We start from the raw sequence: 15,766 nt of genomic DNA, 5'->3' as shown, positions 1-15,766 counted from the left end.
GATCGACCGAGGCGTGTCAAGTCATGTCGGTCGATGCTCGGCGGCGCCTACCGTCTGATCATGACCGAGCTGACCGCACCCACCGGACACGAGCCCGAGCTGCGAGCGCAGCCTCGATCGGACGGATCCGCCCCCCGAGCCCTCGTCCTCGGCGCCACCGGCTACATCGGCGGGCGCTTGGTGCCGCGCCTCGTCGCGGCCGGATACCGCGTGCGCGTGCTGGCACGCACCCCCGAACGCGTCGCGAGCTTTCCGTGGGGAGACGCCGTCGAGATCGTCGGAGGCTCGGCCGACGACGCGGAGGCCGTCGCCGAAGCCGTCGACGACGTGGATGTCGTGTACTACCTCATCCATTCGATGGGAGCGGGTGCCGGATTCGAGGAAGCCGACGAGCGGGCGGCCCGCACCGTCGCCGAGGCCGCCGCGGCGGCATCCGTGAAGCGCATCGTCTACCTGGGCGGCCTGCACCCCTCCGACGCCGAGCTGTCGCCGCACCTGCGGTCGCGCGTGGAGGTCGGCGAGATCCTGCTGGCGTCGGGGGTGCCCACCCTCGTGCTGCAGGCAGGTGTCGTCATCGGCTCGGGGTCGGCATCGTTCGAGATGGTGCGTCACCTCACCGACGTCCTGCCGTACATGCCGGCGCCGAAGTGGGTGCGAAACCGCATCCAGCCGATCGCGGTCCGCGACGTCCTGCACTACCTCCTCGGCGCGGCTCGCGTCGATCCCGACCTGAACCGTGCCGTCGACATCGGCGGGCCCGATGTCCTGCGCTACGGGCAGATGATGAACGGGTACGCCCTCGAGGCGGGCTTGCGCCAGAGGGCGATCGCGGCCCTGCCGGTGCTGACGCCGGGGCTGGCCTCGCACTGGGTCAACCTGGTGACGCCGGTGCCGCGCGCCATCGCGCGTCCGCTGATCGCGTCGCTCCAGAACGAGTGCGTCATGGACGATCACGACATCGACGCGATCATCCCGCAGCCCGAGGACGGCCTCACGTCGTATCGGACGAGTGTGCGACTGGCGCTCCACCGCATGGACGCCGACGAGGTCGAGACGAGCTGGCAGGACGCCGATGTGCTCGGTGCGCCGAGCGACCCCCTGCCGAGCGACCCCGAGTGGGCGGGCCGGACGGTATTCACGGACGAGCGGTCCGCCGAGACCAGCGCATCGCCCGAGCGGCTGTGGGAGGTCATCGCCGGAATCGGTGGGACGAATGGCTGGTACTCCGCTCGCGCGCTGTGGGAGATCCGCGGCTGGATGGACCGCCTGGTCGGCGGCATCGGTCTCGCACGTGGCCGCCGAAGCCGGGGCAAGGTGCGGGTGGGGGATGCGATCGACTTCTGGCGGGTGGAGGCTGTCGAGGACGGGCGCCTGCTGCGTCTGCGTGCGGAGATGCGCGTGCCCGGCGAGGCCTGGCTCGAGCTCAAGGTCGCCCCGCGCGAGGGGGGTGCCCGGTACGAGCAGCGCGCGATCTTCTTCCCCCGCGGGCTGGCGGGGCGACTGTACTGGCTCGGCGTGCTGCCGTTCCACGGACTGATCTTCACGGCGATGGCCACGCGCATCACCGAGATGGCCGAGGGGAAGGTGGAGGAGGGGCGGATCGCGGTCGAGAGCGCGCACGCCGACGACGACTCCGCCTCATCAGATGCGGGCACTCCTAGGGTGGGGTCATGAGCCGCTTCGCCACCGTCATCACCGTGTCCGACCGATCAGCGCACGGTGAACGCCCGGACACGGCGGGTCCCGTCGCCGTCGAGGCCCTGCGCGGCGCGGGGTGGGAGTGCGGCGACCCGACGGTCGTCGCCGATGGCGTCGCCTCGGTCGCGGAGGCTCTGCGCGCCGCGATCGCCGCGGGTGCGCGCCTCATCGTCACGACGGGCGGCACAGGTGTGGCGCCGCGCGACGAGACGCCCGAAGCCACCGGCGAGGTCATCGAACGCGAGCTGCCGGGCGTGGCCGAAGAGCTGCGCCGACGCGGGGTCGTCGAGACCCCCACGGCCGTCCTGTCGCGCGGGCGCGCGGGGGTGGCCGGTGGGACGCTGATCGTGAACCTGCCGGGGTCGCCCCGGGCCGTGGCGTCCGGTATGGATGTGGTGACGGGCATCGCCGGGCATGTCGTCGCCCAGCTCGACGGGCACGATCACTGATGGGCGAGATCCGCATCGCCCGCATCACCGCCGAGCCTCTCGACGTGTCGCAGCACCTCGAGGCCGTCGAGTCCGCCGCGGTCGGGGCCGTGACGAGCTTCGTCGGAACCGTGCGCGATCACGACCCGGATGCCGCGGGCACGGTCGCCGCGCTGCACTACGAGGCTCATCCCGACGCCGAGGCGACGCTGCGTGCGATCGCGGACACCGCGCTCGCCGGACGTGACGGTGCGGTCGCGGTCAGCCACCGCGTCGGCGACCTCGGGGTGGGGGATGCGGCGGTCGTCATCGCGGTGGGCACGGCGCACCGGGATGACGCGTTCGAGGTGTGCCGTGAGCTGATCGAGGCGATCAAACGTGAGCTGCCGATCTGGAAGCAGCAGATCGAGGCCGACGGCACGACCGCGTGGAAGGGGATCGGCGGCTGATCGCTGAGCGCCGGCGGTCTCAGCCGCCGGCGAACGGCGGCAGGATGTCGATGGTGACGTCGGGGCCGATCTCGGTGGCGTCGGCGACGCGCGCACCGTCGACCAGCACGGCGCACTTGGGCAGGATCGCTCCCAGCCCCGGACGTTCGCGAGACAGCGCGTCGCGCAGGGCGCCGAGGGTGATCTCGGAGCGGTCCTCGTCGTTCCGTCCGGCGCGCTCGGCCGCGGCGGCGAAGTAGCGCACGCGGGCCATCAGGCGTCCCCGCCGGGACGCCGCCAGTCACCGCTGCGGCCACCGGACTTCGCCGTGATGCGAACGTTCTCGATCGAGGTCGCCTTGTCGATGCCCTTCACCATGTCGACCACGGCGAGGGCTGCGACCGCCACCGAGGTGAGCGCCTCCATCTCGACGCCGGTCCGGTCGGCGGTGCGCGCCGTCGCCTCGATCTCGATGCCCTCGTCGGTGATGTCGAGGTCGACGACGACCCCGTGCACGCCGATCACGTGGGTGAGAGGCAGCAGTTCGGGGGTGCGCTTGGCGGCCTGGATGCCGGCGATGCGTGCCACGGCGAGGACATCGCCCTTCGGCACGGTGCCGTCACGCAGCGCGGCGACGACCTCGGGCGAACAGCGGACGAAGCCGCGAGCGGTCGCCGCGCGGACGGTCGGCTGCTTCGCGGTGACGTCGACCATGCGGGCGTGACCGGCGTCGTCGAGGTGGGTGAAGCTCATGCCCTCATCCTTCCAGCAGCAGGACATCGATGAGGTCGCCGGGCTCTACGGCGACGGTCTCCGCCGGCACGACCGCATACGCCTCGGCGAGGGCGAGGGCGCCCGCGAGGTGCGACCCCGAGCCGCCGGGTGTCGCCGGATGCACGGACCAGCGCACGGGGTCGGAGCGGTCGATGACCGCGGGGAGGTACTGCCGACGGCCCGGCGGCGTACGCCAGGACTCGCTCGCGGGAAGTCGGAGAGCTGGTCGGTACAGGTCGGAGCGGCCCTGCAGGGCGAGGAGGGCGGGGCGTACGAACACCTCGAACGACACCGCCGCGCTCACCGGATTTCCGGGAAGGCCGAACACGAGCGTCCCCGAGGGCAGGACACCGAACGCCTGCGGCTTGCCCGGCTGCATCGCCACACGCGAGAAGCGCAGCGCATCGCCGAGCTCGGTCTTGACGACCTCGTAGGCGCCCGCACTCACCCCGCCCGAGGTGATGACGACGTCCGCCCGTGCATCGCCGGTCGTGGCCGCCGCGATCTCGCGGCGGAACGCGGCGCCGCCGTCGTCGACGTGCACGCGGCGGACGACGACGGCCCCCGCCTGACGAGCGAGCGCTTCGAGCAACAGGCCGTTCGACTCGGGGATCTGGCCTCGCATGCGCGGGCGGCCGGGCTCGACGAGCTCGCTGCCGGTCGAGATCACGACGACGCGCGGCGCGTGCGAGACGGTGACCCGGGCGATGTCGGCAGCCGCCAGGGCGGCGAGCTGCCGGGCGCCGAGCAGCACTCCCGCTTCCAGCACGGTGTCGCCGGGGCGGATGTCGTCGTGCGCACGCCGGACGAACACTCCCCGCCGTGCGGGAGCGGTGAGGACGCGCGCGGTCGTCAGCGAATCGTCGAGGCCGCCGGCGGTGTCTTCGAACGGCACGATGGTGTCGGCCCCGGATGGCACCGGGGCGCCCGTCATGATGCGCGCGGTCTCGCCGGCGCGCAGACGCGGGTCGTCCGCGGTGCCGGCCGGCAGATCGGCGACGACCGCCAGGTCGACGGGCTGCTCGGTCGACGCGCTCGCGACGTCAGCGAAGCGGACCGCGAAGCCGTCCATGGCGGAATTGTCGAAGTCGGGGATGCCGCCTCGCGCGACCGCCGCCTCGCGCAGAACGCGGCCGGCGGCGTCGGCGAGCCCGGCCGTGCGGGTCGGCAGCGGTCGCACGGTCGCGAGGACGTCGGCGAGCTGCTCCTCGACCGAGCGCAACCCGCCGCTCACGATCGCCACCCGGCGAGGCCTCCCGCGAGGACGGAGGCCGTCACGCCCCGGCCGCGGAGGACGTCGGCGGCGCGGCGTGCCCGGATGCCGTGCGCGCACACGACCACGACCCGGTCGGCGTCGACGCGGCTCGGGTCGGCGAGGAGATCGCCGAGGGGGAGCAGCACCGAGCCGGGGAGCACCCCCGTCGCCGTCTCGTGGGGCTCTCGGACATCGAGGACCACCGCCCCGGCGCGCTGCTGGGCGCGGAGCTGATCGAGATCGATCTCGGGCGTCGTCGGCCGCGTCTGCGGGGTGCGGGGCTCAGGCGCCGGGGGCGCCGGCGGTGCGCTCGAGGCGGCACGCAGCGGCACCTCACGCGTGGTCCCGGACAGCGCGTCGACCACCACGAGCCGGCCCAGGAGCGGCTCGCCGACACCGGTGATGAGCTTGATGGCCTCGGTCGCCAGCATTCCCCCCACCGTCAGGCAGAGCGACCCGAGCACACCGACCTCGGCGCAGGTCGGCAGATCGTCGGCGCTGCCGGCGGGGTAGAGGTCGTCGAGCCCGATCGCCGGTATCCCCTCCGGTGGGTCCGTCCAGAACACGGTGACCTGCGCGTGGAACTCCTGTATGACGCCCCAGACGAGGGGCAGTCCGAGCGCCGCGCACGCCGCGGCGACGACGGTGCGGGTCTCGAACGTGTCGGTGCCGTCGATGACGAGGTCGCTTCCGGCGAGCAGACGCGACGCGTTGTCGGCATCCAGTCGCTCGCGGCGCGGCTCGATCCGCGTCTCGGGCGACAGCGCGGCAGCCGCGCGGAGGGCCGAGGCGACCTTCGGGCTGCCGACGTCGTCGGCGCGGTGGATGACCTGCCGCTGGAGGTTGGCGTACTCAATCACGTCATCGTCGATGACGGTGATCGTCCCGACCCCCGCGGCGGCGAGGGCGAGGATGACGGGAGAGCCGAGGCCGCCCGCACCGACGACAGCGACGTGAGCCGCCGTCAACCGCCGCTGACCCTCGTCGCCCACGCCCGCGAGGACGGCGTGCCTCGCGGTGCGTTCGCGCTCGCGATCCGACAGGGTGTCGACGGGAGCGACGAGGGGCGCGAGGATCATGGGATCAGGCTAGACGCGCGCGGGGGTACCGGGGGCGGGCGGTGGCGAGAACGCCCCGCGCATCCGCGGATGCGGTGGATTCCGCCCTCGACCTCCGCGGATGCGGGTATGTTCAGCGCATGACGACGTATCGCATCTCGGAGGCGGCCCGCCTGCTCGGCGTCAGCGATGACACCGTCCGTCGCTGGACCGACCAGGGCGTCCTCCCGGTCTCGGGCGAAAGCCCGGCGCGGATTCCCGGCGACGCTCTCGCGGCTCACGCGGTCGAGCTCGCTTCTGCCGCCGACGACCCGTGGGATCGGCTCTCGAGCGCCCGCAACCGCTTCGTCGGCCTCGTCACACGGGTGCAGATCGACGGGGTGATGGCCCAGGTCGACGTGCAGTCCGGACCGCACCGCGTCGTGTCGCTGATGTCGGCCGAGGCGGCGCGCGAGCTCGAACTCGAACCCGGTTCGCTCGCCGTCGCGGTCGTCAAGGCCACCACGGTCGTCGTCGAGACTCCGAAGGACTGAACCGTGCGCGTGCGAACACGACGAACGACGAGCATCGCGGCCCTCGCCGCGGCCGCGTTGCTGCTGGCCGGATGCGCGGCGGGCGGTGGCCCCGACACCGGCACGGACGGCACGCCGGGCGTGGCCGAGTCGGGGCCCGGCACAGCGGAAGCCGGCGTCTCGGGCGAGGTCACCGTCTTCGCCGCGGCGTCGCTGAAGACGGGATTCGACGAGCTGGCCACGCAGTTCGAGCAGCGGCATCCCTCGGTCACGATCTCGCCGATCAGCTATGACGGATCGTCGACCCTCGCGAGCCAGCTCATCGAGGGCGCGCCGGCCGATGTGTTCGCCTCGGCCGACGAGGCGAACATGCAGAGAGTCGTCGCGGCCGGCCTCGCCGGCGCCCCGGAGATCTTCGCGACGAACCGGCTCACCCTCGTGGTGCCGTCCGGCAACCCCGGCTCGGTCACGGGTCTGGCAGACCTCGCCGACCCCGATCGCACGGTGGTGCTCTGTGCGGCCGCCGTCCCGTGCGGCGCGGCATCGGCGACGCTTCTCAGTGATGCGGGTGTCGCGGCGAGCGTCGACAGCTACGAGCAGAACGTGACGGCGGTGCTGACGAAGGTCGCCAGCGGGGAAGCCGACGCGGGGCTCGTCTACGTCACGGATGCCGCTCTCACCGGCGACGTCGAGACGGTCGAGGTTCCCGGCGCCGAGCGAGTCGTCAATCGCTACCCGATCGCGGTTCTCGCCGACGCGCAGTCGCCCGACGCAGCCGCGGAGTTCGTCGCCTACGTGCTGTCCGACGAGGGCCAGGCGGTGCTGCGCCGTCTCGGTTTCGGCGCCCCGTGAGCGGCGCCGAAGCCGGCCGTCAGCGGGCGACGGGTCGCCGGACGCCGGGGAATCTGCCGCGCATCCTGCTCGTCCCCGCGGTCGTCGGCCTCGCGCTCCTCGTGGTTCCCCTCGTCGCGCTCGTGGGCCGCCTCGACCCCGCGACGGTGTGGGCCGACGTCACCTCACCCGAGGCCGGCGCAGCCCTCGCGCTGTCGCTGCAGACCGCGCTGACGGCCACGGTGGCGTGCATCGTGCTCGGCGTACCGCTCGCCCTCACCATCGCCCGGGCGAGCGCTCGGGGCGCGGCGGTGCTTCGCGCCGTGGTGACGGTTCCCCTCGTGCTGCCGCCGATGGTGGGCGGCGTCGCCCTGCTCTTCCTGTTCGGTCGTACCGGCTGGCTGGGCGCCGTGCTCGGCGAAGCCGGCATCCGTATCCCGTTCACGACCGCCGCCGTCGTGATCGCACAGACCTTCGTCGCCCTTCCCTTCCTCGTCCTGGCGCTCGAGGGGGCGCTGCGGGCGACGGGCGTCGGATACGAGCAGACAGCCGCGGCGCTCGGCGCGGGACGGTGGCGGATACTGTGGCGGGTCACACTGCCGCTCGCCGCCCCCGGGCTGATCGCGGGAACCGTGCTGTGCTTCGCCCGCGCACTCGGCGAGTTCGGCGCCACCGCGCTGTTCGCCGGCAACGCGCCCGGAGTCACGCAGACGATGCCGCTGGCGATCTACACCGCGTTCAACGGCGCCGGGGTGTCGCAGGGCACGGCGGTGGCGCTGTCGCTGCTCCTGCTCATCACGGCGATCGCGGCGCTTCTGCTCGTGCGCGCCTGGCGACCGGGCGGTGCTCGGTGAGCGGGCGGCTCACGGCCCGCGTCCGGGTGCAGCGCCCCGGTCTCACCGTGGCCGCCGAGCTGGTCGCGGAGCCCGGCGAGATCGTCGCCGTCATGGGGCCGAGCGGGGCGGGCAAGTCGACCGTCCTCGAGGCGATCGCGGGTCTCGTGCGGCTCGATGCGGGGTCGGTCCGCGTCGACGGCGACGAGGTGGCCAGTCCGCGTCACCGTGTCGCGCCGCAGCGCCGTGGCATCGTGCTGCTGCGTCAGGACCCCGGCCTCTTCCCGCACCTCTCGACACGCGAGAACGTCGCCTTCGGGCTGCGCTCTCGCGGGGCGCCCGCTCGTGGGTCGCGTCTCGTCGCCGACGAATGGCTCGAACGGGTCGGGCTCGCCGGGGTGGGAGGACAGCATCCCCGCGAGCTCTCCGGTGGACAGCAGCAGCGGGTCGCACTCGCCCGCGCGCTCGCGGCGCGACCCCGCGTCATCCTGCTCGATGAACCGTTCACGGCGCTCGACCCGGCGACGGCCGCCTCGCTCCGCACGATGCTCGGCGAACAGCTGCGGGCCGCGCGGACGACAGCCGTGCTCGTCAGCCACGATGCGCTCGACGCCGCGGTCGTGGCCGATCGGCTGGTCGTGCTCGAGGCGGGTGCCGTGACGCAGAGTGGCTCCGTGCGCGACGTGCTGCGAACTCCCGCGACGGCGTTCGGCGCGGCGATCGCGGGAGTCAACCGCGTCGTCGGAAGCGTGATCGGTCGCGGCGACGGCGCGGTGTGGCGGGCAGGTGCTCTCGCCGTGGCGCGGCCTGGTGCGGAACCCGGCCCCGTCGCGGCGCTGTTCCGCCCGGGCGACGTCCGGCTCGAGGGGGTCGTCGCTGCGGGGCACGCCACGCTCGGAGCGGCGCCGGAGGGCTCGCGTGTCGTCTGGCATGCGCGGGTGGCGCGGCTCGAACCTACCGTCGGAGGTGTGCGTATGCTCGTCGCCGATCCGTCGCTCGCCGTCGACATCCCTGTCGACCTGGCAGCAGATCTTCGTGCCGGCGCTCACGTCCGGCTCACGCTGCCGAACGCCGCGATCACGTGGGGGAGCCCGGAACCGGAGACGGCGGCAGGGTAACGGGTCGGGCGATGCGGGGTGGCACGATGGGGATATGCCTCACATGCGTGCCGTCCGGTCCGGCGACGACGCCGCGCTGAGCGACATCTGTCTGCGAACAGCCGATCACGGTTCCGATGCCACCGGACTCTTCGACGACGACGACATCTGGGGAGCGGTCTTCGCGCGGCCCTATGCCGAGCGGCATCCCGACTTCGCCTTCGTCGTGGCCGACGAGGACGATCGGGCGATCGGCTACGTCGTCGCGACGCCCGACACCGAGGCCTTCGAGGAGTGGTTCCATCGCGAGTGGTGGCCCCGTTTCGCCGCGCGCTGGCCCGAGCCCTCGCCCGACGACACCTCGCGCCAGGCGGCCACGCTGCGGTACGCCTACGGCCGGCGCGCGGGCGCGGAGCCGTTCGCCGAGGCCTACCCGGCGCACCTCCACATCGACCTGCTGCCCGCTGCCCAGGGACAGGGGTGGGGGCGTCGTCTGATCGACCGCGTGTCGGAACAGCTCCGCGCGGCGGGGGTCACCCGGCTGCACCTGGTCGCGTCCGCGGCCAACACCGGTGCGCTCGCCTTCTACGACCGCCTGGGCTTCGAGCGTCTGCCCTCGTCGCCCGGCGCGCAGGCTTTCGGCATCGATCTCGCGCGCTGAGCCCGGGTCGTGCGACCCGAGGTCCCATTTGGGCCGGGTTTGGCGGCAGGTTTCCCGGCCCAACTGGGACCTCGCGGGGTGTGGCTCGCGTCTCAGGCGGCGTGCAGGCTTCCGTCGGAGATGCGGACCGTGCGGTCGACGAGTGAGTTCGGCACCCGCACATGCGAGATGAGGACGACGGCGCGGTCCGCGTCGACGGCGGAGAGCAGATCTCGCATCAGCGCGTCGGATGCTGCGGGGTCGACCCCGGCCGTCGGCTCGTCGAGCACCAGCACGGGGAAGCCGTGCAGCAGCGCACGTGCGAGCGCGATGCGCTGCGCCTGGCCGCCCGAGACGAGAGCGCCGTGCTCGCCGACGCGCGCATCGAGACCCCCGCGCTCACGGAGCCAGCCGCCGAGACCGACGCGCTCGAGCACCGCCTCCAGCTCGGCGTCGGTCGCGGTGTCGCGGGCGAACAGCAGGTTCTGGCGGATGTCCTCGTCGAAGAGCATCGGCTGCTGTTCGCACAGTCCCACGGTCAGGCGTACGTCGTCGGGGGAGAGCTCGCGGACGTCGGTGCCCCCGACACGGTAGCTGCCGTCGATGTCGAGGAAGCGGACCAGGGCGTGCGCGAGCGTCGACTTGCCCGCCCCGCTCGACCCGACGACGAGCAGGCGCTCGCCGGGACGGACGTCCAGATCGATCCCGGCGAGCGTCGGCCGATCGTCTCCGGGCCACGTCACCGACACGTCGCGCAGGCGGAGTCCGTCGCCGAGGGCGGGCGCGACACCCGCGGGGGCGACGCTGCTCTCGACGAGACCGGCGGGGATGCCGCTCGGCACGGTCTCGGCGATGCGCTCCGCAGACGCGTGGACCTGACGCCACGAGGCCGCCGCGAGCGGAACCGTCTGGAAGACCTCGAACACGGCCATCGGCACGAGTACCGCGACCGCCAGCCACGGACCGCCGAGGGCGGCGACATCCGGTGCGGTGACGATGACGGCGAGGATCGAGGCGGCGCCGGCGGCGAGCGAGACGATCGCCGCACTGCCGGCCTGCGCGCCGGCCCGGCGGACGACGGCGCGGCGGAGATCGGCGTCCGCGGCTTCGACACGCCGACGGCTCTGCTCCTCGGCTCCGTATGCCAGCAGCACGTCGAGGCTTCCGAGGTGGTCGGCGACGGCGTCGGCGAGCCGGGCACGGAGCGGCGCGATCGTCCGTTCCGCGCGGGCTCCCGCGACCCAGCCCCAGCCGGTGGCCGCAGCTGCCGCGATGACGAGGCAGCCCAGCAGAGTCAGGCCCGCCGGCCACGACACCGTTGCGACGAAGACCACGGCGGCGAGGGCGACGGTGGCCGACGCCACGAGCGGCTCCACGACCCGCAACGGAAGGTTCTGCAGGTCGTCGACATCATCGACGAGAGCAGACAGCGCGGATCCGCGGCGGATGCGGCCGAGCCCGTCGGGGGCGAGCGGGATGAGGCGACGGACGAGGTCGGTGCGTGTCGCGGCGAGCTGACGCAGCGCCGCGTCGTGCGACGTGAGGCGCTCGAGGTAGCGGAAGACGGCCCGCGAGATCGCGAACGCACGCACTCCGACGACGGCCGCCATCACGTACATCACCGCGGGCTGCTCGCTCGCGCGCACGATGAGCCACGCGCTGCACGCGAGGAGAGCGACGGCGGAGGCCTCCGTGGCGAACCCCGTCGCGAGGGCGCGCCAGAACCGTCGCGGCGAGGGCATCGCGCCGCGGAGCACGTCGGACGTCGTGGTCATGCCGTCACCTCGGATCGGGGTCGCACATCGACCAGCACATCGGCGATCGTCCGGGCCGACTCCCGGTGCGAGATGAGCAGCACCGTCGCGCCGTCGTCGGCGACGCGACGCAGGCTCTGCCACAGTGCGGCCTCGGTCTCGGCGTCGAGGGCGGCGCTCGGCTCGTCGAGGGCGACGACCGGCGCGCCGCCGCTCGCGTGACGGAAGAGAGCGCGGGCGACGGCGACGCGCTGCGCCTGACCCCCGGACAGGCCTGCGCCACGAACGCCGAGCTCGAGGGCCGGGTCGATGCCGTCGGCGCCGGCAGCCGCGAGAGCACGGGCGACAGCCCGCTCGCCCGCCGGACCCGGCGCGCGCTCCGAGGAGGCGCCGAGCGTGACGTTCTCGGCGACCGTGCCGGCGATGAGCCCCGGATCCTGCCCGGCCCAGGCGAGCCACGAGGCGGGCGGCGGGAGCTGCGCACCGTCGAGGGTCAGCTCGCCCTCGAACGGGGCGACACCGCGCAGCGCGGCGAACACGCTCGACTTGCCCGCGCCGCTCGGACCCGACAGGAGCGTGATCGTGCCGGGCGTCGCCGCGAACGACACCGGCGGGAGCAGAGCGTCGCCGCGGCGCACCCGGAGACCACGAGCGCGCAGAACGCCGTGCTCTGCCGTCGCGCTCGTCGCGGCGTCCGTCGAAGCGGCGCCCGCAGCACCCTGCAGCGGAAGGGCGCGTGCCGCGTCGAGCACCTCGAAGACGTCGTCGGTGGCGGCAACCCCCTCGGCGGCGGCGTGGAACTGGACGCCGACCTGACGAAGCGGAAGGTAGGCCTCGGGGGCCAGCAGCAGCACGAAGAGTCCGACCGACAGTGCGAGCGAGCCGTCGATGAGCCGGAATCCGATCGAGACCGCCACGATCGCCACGGAGATCGAGGCGAGGAACTCCAGGGCGAAGCCCGACAGGAACGACACCCGCAGCACGCGCATCGTCTCGATGCGGTAGTTCTCGGTCACCCGCTCGATCGAGGCCGCCGCCCGGTGCTGCCGGCCGAACACCGTGAGCGTCGAGAGGCCGCGGACGGTGTCGGCGAAGCGGGCGGCGAGCTGACGGAGCGTCTGCCACTGCGCGCGCTGCACCGCCCGGGTGGCCAGACCGATCAGCACCATGAACAGGGGGATCAGCGGCATCGTCAGCAGCACGGTGAGTCCCGAGATCCAGTCGCTCCACCAGATGACGGCGATGAGCACCGGCGTGGCGATGACCGTCAGGACGAGCTGCGGCAGGTAGCGGCCGAAGTACGCGTCGAGGGCGTCGAGACCGCGGCCGGCGGTGATGGCGAGCTGAGCGGAGTTGCGGCTCGCGAGCCAGCCGGGCCCGAGGCGCCCGACGGCGGAGGTGAGGCCGCCGCGCAACTCGCTGCGGACGCGGGCCGCGGCGCGCGCCGAGACGGCTTCGCGCAGCCACAGCAGCCCGGCGCGCGCGGCCACGACAGCGGCGAGGGCGGCGAGGGTCCGCATGAGGTCGCCCATCGGCATCCCGCCGATGGCCCCGACGATCGCCTGGGTGGTCAGCCAGGCGAACCCGACGACGACGGCGGTCTGGGCGAGGCCGATCGCCCCGATCGCGACGAAGAAGACGCGCGAGGTGCGGGCGTAGCGCAGCAGCCGCGGATCGACGGGCCGCCCGCTCGAGCGCGCGGGCGCCTCGGAGTCGTCCATGCTCACCCTTCGATCCTGCCTTACCCCGGGACCGGGATGCCTCGGGCCCGGCGCGATCGCGCGGATCCGAGGCATCCCGTCGCTCGGTCAGTGGGTGACGAGCTCGGCCTCTTCGATCCGTGCGCGCGTGACGCGCTTGCGGAAGACCCAGTAGGTCCAGCCCTGGTACAGGAGCACGAGGGGCAGGAAGATCACGGCCGCCCACGTCATGATCGTGAGCGTGTAGTCGGTCGACGAGGCATTCTCGATCGTCAGGTTCCACGCCGGGTCGGTCGAGGACGGCATCACGTTCGGGAAGAGCGACAGCCACAGGGTCAGCACGGCGAACATCACGGTGCCGGCGCCTCCCGCGAAGGCCCACCCCTCGCGGCCCCGGACATTGGCGAGGATGGCGCCGATCAGCATGACGGCGGCCACGGCGGCGGTGACGAACACGAGCGGCAGGAGCGGCGCCTGCGCCTGCATCGCCGACAGGACGGTCCAGGCGAGGAAGACGGCGGCGGCGACGAGCGTCAGCAGTCCCGACTTCGTCGCGAGCCGTCGGGCCTGCGCGCGGACATCGCCGTCGGTCTTGAGCGCGACGAAGTACACGCCGTGGGTGAAGAACAGCAACAGCGTCACGACGCCGCCGAGCAAGCCGTAGGGGTTCAACAGCGTGAACAGGGTGCCCGTGAACTCCTTGTCGGCGTCGATCGGCACACCCTGCACGATGTTGGCGACCGCGACACCCCAGAGGAAGGCGGGGAGCGCCGAGCCGACCACGATCATGAGGTCGAAGCGCTTGCGCCAGGTGGCGTCGTCGCGCTGGTGGCGGTACTCGAACGAGACGCCGCGCAGGATCAGGGCGATGAGGATCAGCAGCAGCGGCAGGTAGAACCCGCTGAAGAGGGTCGCGTACCACTCCGGGAACGCCGCGAACAGGCAGGCGCCTGCCACGATCACCCAGGTCTCGTTGAGGTCCCAGACCGGGCCGATGGTGTTGATGATCTGGCGACGCGAGACGTTGTCCTTGCCGAGGAAGGGCAACGACATCCCGACGCCGAAGTCGAAACCGTCGAGGACGAAGTATCCGACGAAGAGCACTCCGACGATGAAGAACCAGACGTATGCGAGATCCATGTGGTGCTCCTCAGTAGACGGTGGTCTGGGTGTGGGAGGCCGCAGGATCTTCGGCCTCGGGCGAGCCCGGCTCGGGCAGCGGGTCAGGCCCCTTCTGCGCGGCCTTGCGGATGAGCCCGAACTCGACGACCGCGAGCGAGGCGTAGACCGCGGTGAAGGCGATCAGCGAGATGAGCACGGTCCATCCGGGGACGTTGGGTGAGACGCCGTCCTCGGTGAGCATGAGGCTGAAAACGATCCAGGGCTGGCGGCCCATCTCGGTGAACACCCAGCCGACGAGGCTGCCGAGGAGGGGGAGCGGAGCCGACCAGATCGCGACCTTCCACATCCAGCGGGCGACGGGGCGCTGGGCCTTCTTGCGGGTCAGCCAGAGGCCCGCGACCGAGATGAGGGTGGCGACGCCGCCGAGGCCGATCATCCAGCGGAACGACCAATAGGTGACCCACACGATGGGGCGGTAGTCGACGCCGGCCCCGAAGGTCTCGGTGTACTGCGCCTGCAGATCGTTGAGGCCTTCGACGCAGCCGTCGAAGCTGTGCGTCGAGAGGAAGGACAGCAGGTACGGCACGCGCAGCGACCAGATCTCTTCGGTGCCGTCGGGGGTTCCGATGGAGAAGATCGAGAAGGATGCGTCTGCTCCGCACGCGCTGTTGAACATCGCTTCGGCGGCGGCCATCTTCATCGGCTGGGTCGCGACCATCACGAGGCTCAGCTGATCGCCCGAGAGCGCGACGCCGATGAACGACACGATCATGCCCCACATGCCGAACCGCAGCGCGGGGCGCATCGTCTCGATGTGCTGTGCGCGGGAGAGGTGCCAGGCCGCGACCGCGATGACGACGGCGGCGGCGAACATCCAGGCGGCGAAGATCGTGTGCGGGAAAGCGGCCAGCACGATCGGGTTGGTGAGGACGGCGCCGAAATCGATGAGTTCCGCCCGTCCGCCGTCGGCGGCCATCTGGTAGCCCACGGGGTTCTGCATGAAGGCGTTGGCCGCGAGGATGAAGTAGGCCGAGAGGGTCGAGCCGAGCACGACCATCCAGATCGAGAACAGGTGGAGCGCCTTCGGCAGCTTGTCCCACCCGAAGATCCACAGGCCGATGAAGGTCGCCTCGAAGAAGAAGGCGAGGAGGCCCTCGAAAGCCAGCGGAGCACCGAAGATGTCACCGACGAAGCGGGAGTATGCCGACCAGTTCATGCCGAACTGGAACTCCTGCACGATTCCGGTCACGACGCCCATGGCGAAGTTGATCAGGAAGATCTTGCCGAAGAGGCGGGTCAGGTGCAGCCACTTCACGTTGCCCGTGCGGTGCCACACCGACTGGAAGATCGCCACGACGAGAGCCATCCCGAGGGTCAGCGGCACGAACAGGTAGTGGTAGAGCGTCGTCAGACCGAACTGCCAGCGGGCCAGCAGGAGCGGATCGAGGAAGTCCATCGGCAGGTGCCTTTCGGGAGGCGAAGGTTTCGACAGGCTGAAGGTATCGAGTGTGGTTTTCCCCGGTCTCAGGGGCGGCCGGGAATAATGCTACGCGTGGTCTGACCACTTATCAAGGTGCTGTCAGACCACACCGGCCAGCGGCGATTCGCGACAAGCGACCCTCGGGTGCGCTTCGGC

16 protein-coding genes are annotated in these 15,766 nt (G+C 72.2%); 8 read left to right on the top strand and 8 right to left on the bottom strand.

Annotation, left to right across the window (positions count from 1 at the left end; genetic code table 11):
• Nucleotides 1–60 precede the first annotated feature (60 nt).
• Genes ACU6RU_RS00950 through ACU6RU_RS00940 form a run of 3 tightly spaced genes read left to right on the top strand, consistent with a single transcriptional unit; the run spans nucleotide 61 to nucleotide 2,575 of the window.
• The gene (locus ACU6RU_RS00950; protein ID WP_120264375.1) at nucleotides 61–1,674 is read left to right on the top strand and encodes an SDR family oxidoreductase; all 1,614 of its coding nucleotides are present in this window, start codon (nucleotides 61–63) and stop codon (nucleotides 1,672–1,674) included.
• Nucleotides 1,671–2,147: a MogA/MoaB family molybdenum cofactor biosynthesis protein gene (locus ACU6RU_RS00945; protein ID WP_120263227.1), complete on the top strand. Its 477-nt coding sequence runs from the start codon at nucleotides 1,671–1,673 to the stop codon at nucleotides 2,145–2,147. The genes ACU6RU_RS00950 and ACU6RU_RS00945 overlap by 4 nt, the downstream gene beginning before the upstream one ends.
• The gene (locus ACU6RU_RS00940; protein WP_446725675.1) at nucleotides 2,147–2,575 is read left to right on the top strand and encodes a molybdenum cofactor biosynthesis protein MoaE; all 429 of its coding nucleotides are present in this window, start codon (nucleotides 2,147–2,149) and stop codon (nucleotides 2,573–2,575) included. The genes ACU6RU_RS00945 and ACU6RU_RS00940 overlap by 1 nt, the downstream gene beginning before the upstream one ends.
• Before the next feature lie 19 nt (nucleotides 2,576–2,594).
• On the opposite strand, the gene ACU6RU_RS00935 is transcribed toward ACU6RU_RS00940, so the two are convergent.
• Genes ACU6RU_RS00935 through ACU6RU_RS00920 form a run of 4 tightly spaced genes read right to left on the bottom strand, consistent with a single transcriptional unit; the run spans nucleotide 2,595 to nucleotide 5,662 of the window.
• Entirely contained in the window at nucleotides 2,595–2,828 is a 234-nt protein-coding gene (locus ACU6RU_RS00935) for a MoaD/ThiS family protein (RefSeq protein ID WP_289331039.1), read from the bottom strand.
• Nucleotides 2,828–3,307, bottom strand: a complete 480-nt coding sequence (gene moaC, locus ACU6RU_RS00930) for a cyclic pyranopterin monophosphate synthase MoaC (RefSeq protein ID WP_446725674.1) — start codon at nucleotides 3,305–3,307, stop codon at nucleotides 2,828–2,830. Before moaC ends, ACU6RU_RS00935 begins: the two co-directional genes overlap by 1 nt.
• Before the next feature lie 4 nt (nucleotides 3,308–3,311).
• On the bottom strand, nucleotides 3,312–4,562 hold the full coding sequence (locus ACU6RU_RS00925) for a molybdopterin molybdotransferase MoeA (protein ID WP_446725984.1): 1,251 nt from the start codon (nucleotides 4,560–4,562) through the stop codon (nucleotides 3,312–3,314).
• Nucleotides 4,559–5,662 (bottom strand): ThiF family adenylyltransferase, encoded by a 1,104-nt coding sequence (locus ACU6RU_RS00920; protein WP_446725673.1) that lies wholly within the window; start codon nucleotides 5,660–5,662, stop codon nucleotides 4,559–4,561. Before ACU6RU_RS00920 ends, ACU6RU_RS00925 begins: the two co-directional genes overlap by 4 nt.
• A gap of 119 nt (nucleotides 5,663–5,781) precedes the next feature.
• Between ACU6RU_RS00920 and ACU6RU_RS00915 the strand changes: the two genes are divergently transcribed.
• From ACU6RU_RS00915 to ACU6RU_RS00895, 5 genes are read left to right on the top strand one after another with little or no spacing between them, the layout of a single operon-like run.
• Nucleotides 5,782–6,174: a TOBE domain-containing protein gene (locus ACU6RU_RS00915; protein WP_120264373.1), complete on the top strand. Its 393-nt coding sequence runs from the start codon at nucleotides 5,782–5,784 to the stop codon at nucleotides 6,172–6,174.
• 9 nt (nucleotides 6,175–6,183) lie between these two features.
• Nucleotides 6,184–7,005 carry a molybdate ABC transporter substrate-binding protein gene (modA, locus tag ACU6RU_RS00910; protein ID WP_446725983.1) on the top strand — a complete coding sequence of 274 codons (822 nt, stop codon included), beginning with the start codon at nucleotides 6,184–6,186 and terminating at the stop codon, nucleotides 7,003–7,005.
• Nucleotides 7,002–7,838 carry an ABC transporter permease gene (locus tag ACU6RU_RS00905; RefSeq protein WP_289331043.1) on the top strand — a complete coding sequence of 279 codons (837 nt, stop codon included), beginning with the start codon at nucleotides 7,002–7,004 and terminating at the stop codon, nucleotides 7,836–7,838. The genes modA and ACU6RU_RS00905 overlap by 4 nt, the downstream gene beginning before the upstream one ends.
• Entirely contained in the window at nucleotides 7,835–8,935 is a 1,101-nt protein-coding gene (locus ACU6RU_RS00900; protein ID WP_446725672.1) for a sulfate/molybdate ABC transporter ATP-binding protein, read from the top strand. The genes ACU6RU_RS00905 and ACU6RU_RS00900 overlap by 4 nt, the downstream gene beginning before the upstream one ends.
• Nucleotides 8,936–8,969: 34 nt before the next feature.
• A complete protein-coding gene (locus ACU6RU_RS00895) occupies nucleotides 8,970–9,575 on the top strand; it encodes a GNAT family N-acetyltransferase (RefSeq protein ID WP_446725671.1) in 606 nt (201 codons plus the stop codon).
• A 92-nt stretch (nucleotides 9,576–9,667) separates the two neighbouring features.
• On the opposite strand, the gene cydC is transcribed toward ACU6RU_RS00895, so the two are convergent.
• The 4 genes from cydC to ACU6RU_RS00875 all read right to left on the bottom strand — a co-directional run bounded on the left by cydC (nucleotide 9,668) and on the right by ACU6RU_RS00875 (nucleotide 15,586).
• On the bottom strand, nucleotides 9,668–11,329 hold the full coding sequence (gene cydC / locus ACU6RU_RS00890; RefSeq protein WP_289331045.1) for a thiol reductant ABC exporter subunit CydC: 1,662 nt from the start codon (nucleotides 11,327–11,329) through the stop codon (nucleotides 9,668–9,670).
• Nucleotides 11,326–13,029 (bottom strand): thiol reductant ABC exporter subunit CydD, encoded by a 1,704-nt coding sequence (cydD, locus tag ACU6RU_RS00885; protein WP_446725982.1) that lies wholly within the window; start codon nucleotides 13,027–13,029, stop codon nucleotides 11,326–11,328. The genes cydC and cydD overlap by 4 nt, the downstream gene beginning before the upstream one ends.
• A gap of 87 nt (nucleotides 13,030–13,116) precedes the next feature.
• Nucleotides 13,117–14,148, bottom strand: a complete 1,032-nt coding sequence (cydB, locus tag ACU6RU_RS00880; RefSeq protein WP_446725670.1) for a cytochrome d ubiquinol oxidase subunit II — start codon at nucleotides 14,146–14,148, stop codon at nucleotides 13,117–13,119.
• 10 nt (nucleotides 14,149–14,158) lie between these two features.
• Nucleotides 14,159–15,586: a cytochrome ubiquinol oxidase subunit I gene (locus ACU6RU_RS00875; RefSeq protein ID WP_120263217.1), complete on the bottom strand. Its 1,428-nt coding sequence runs from the start codon at nucleotides 15,584–15,586 to the stop codon at nucleotides 14,159–14,161.
• Nucleotides 15,587–15,766: the final 180 nt, after the last annotated feature.

It is taken from the genome of Microbacterium sp. F1-18 (assembly GCF_052921305.1).
The sequence above is the reverse complement of the archived record's forward strand: the minus strand, read 5'-3'. Positions and strand labels throughout refer to the sequence as shown.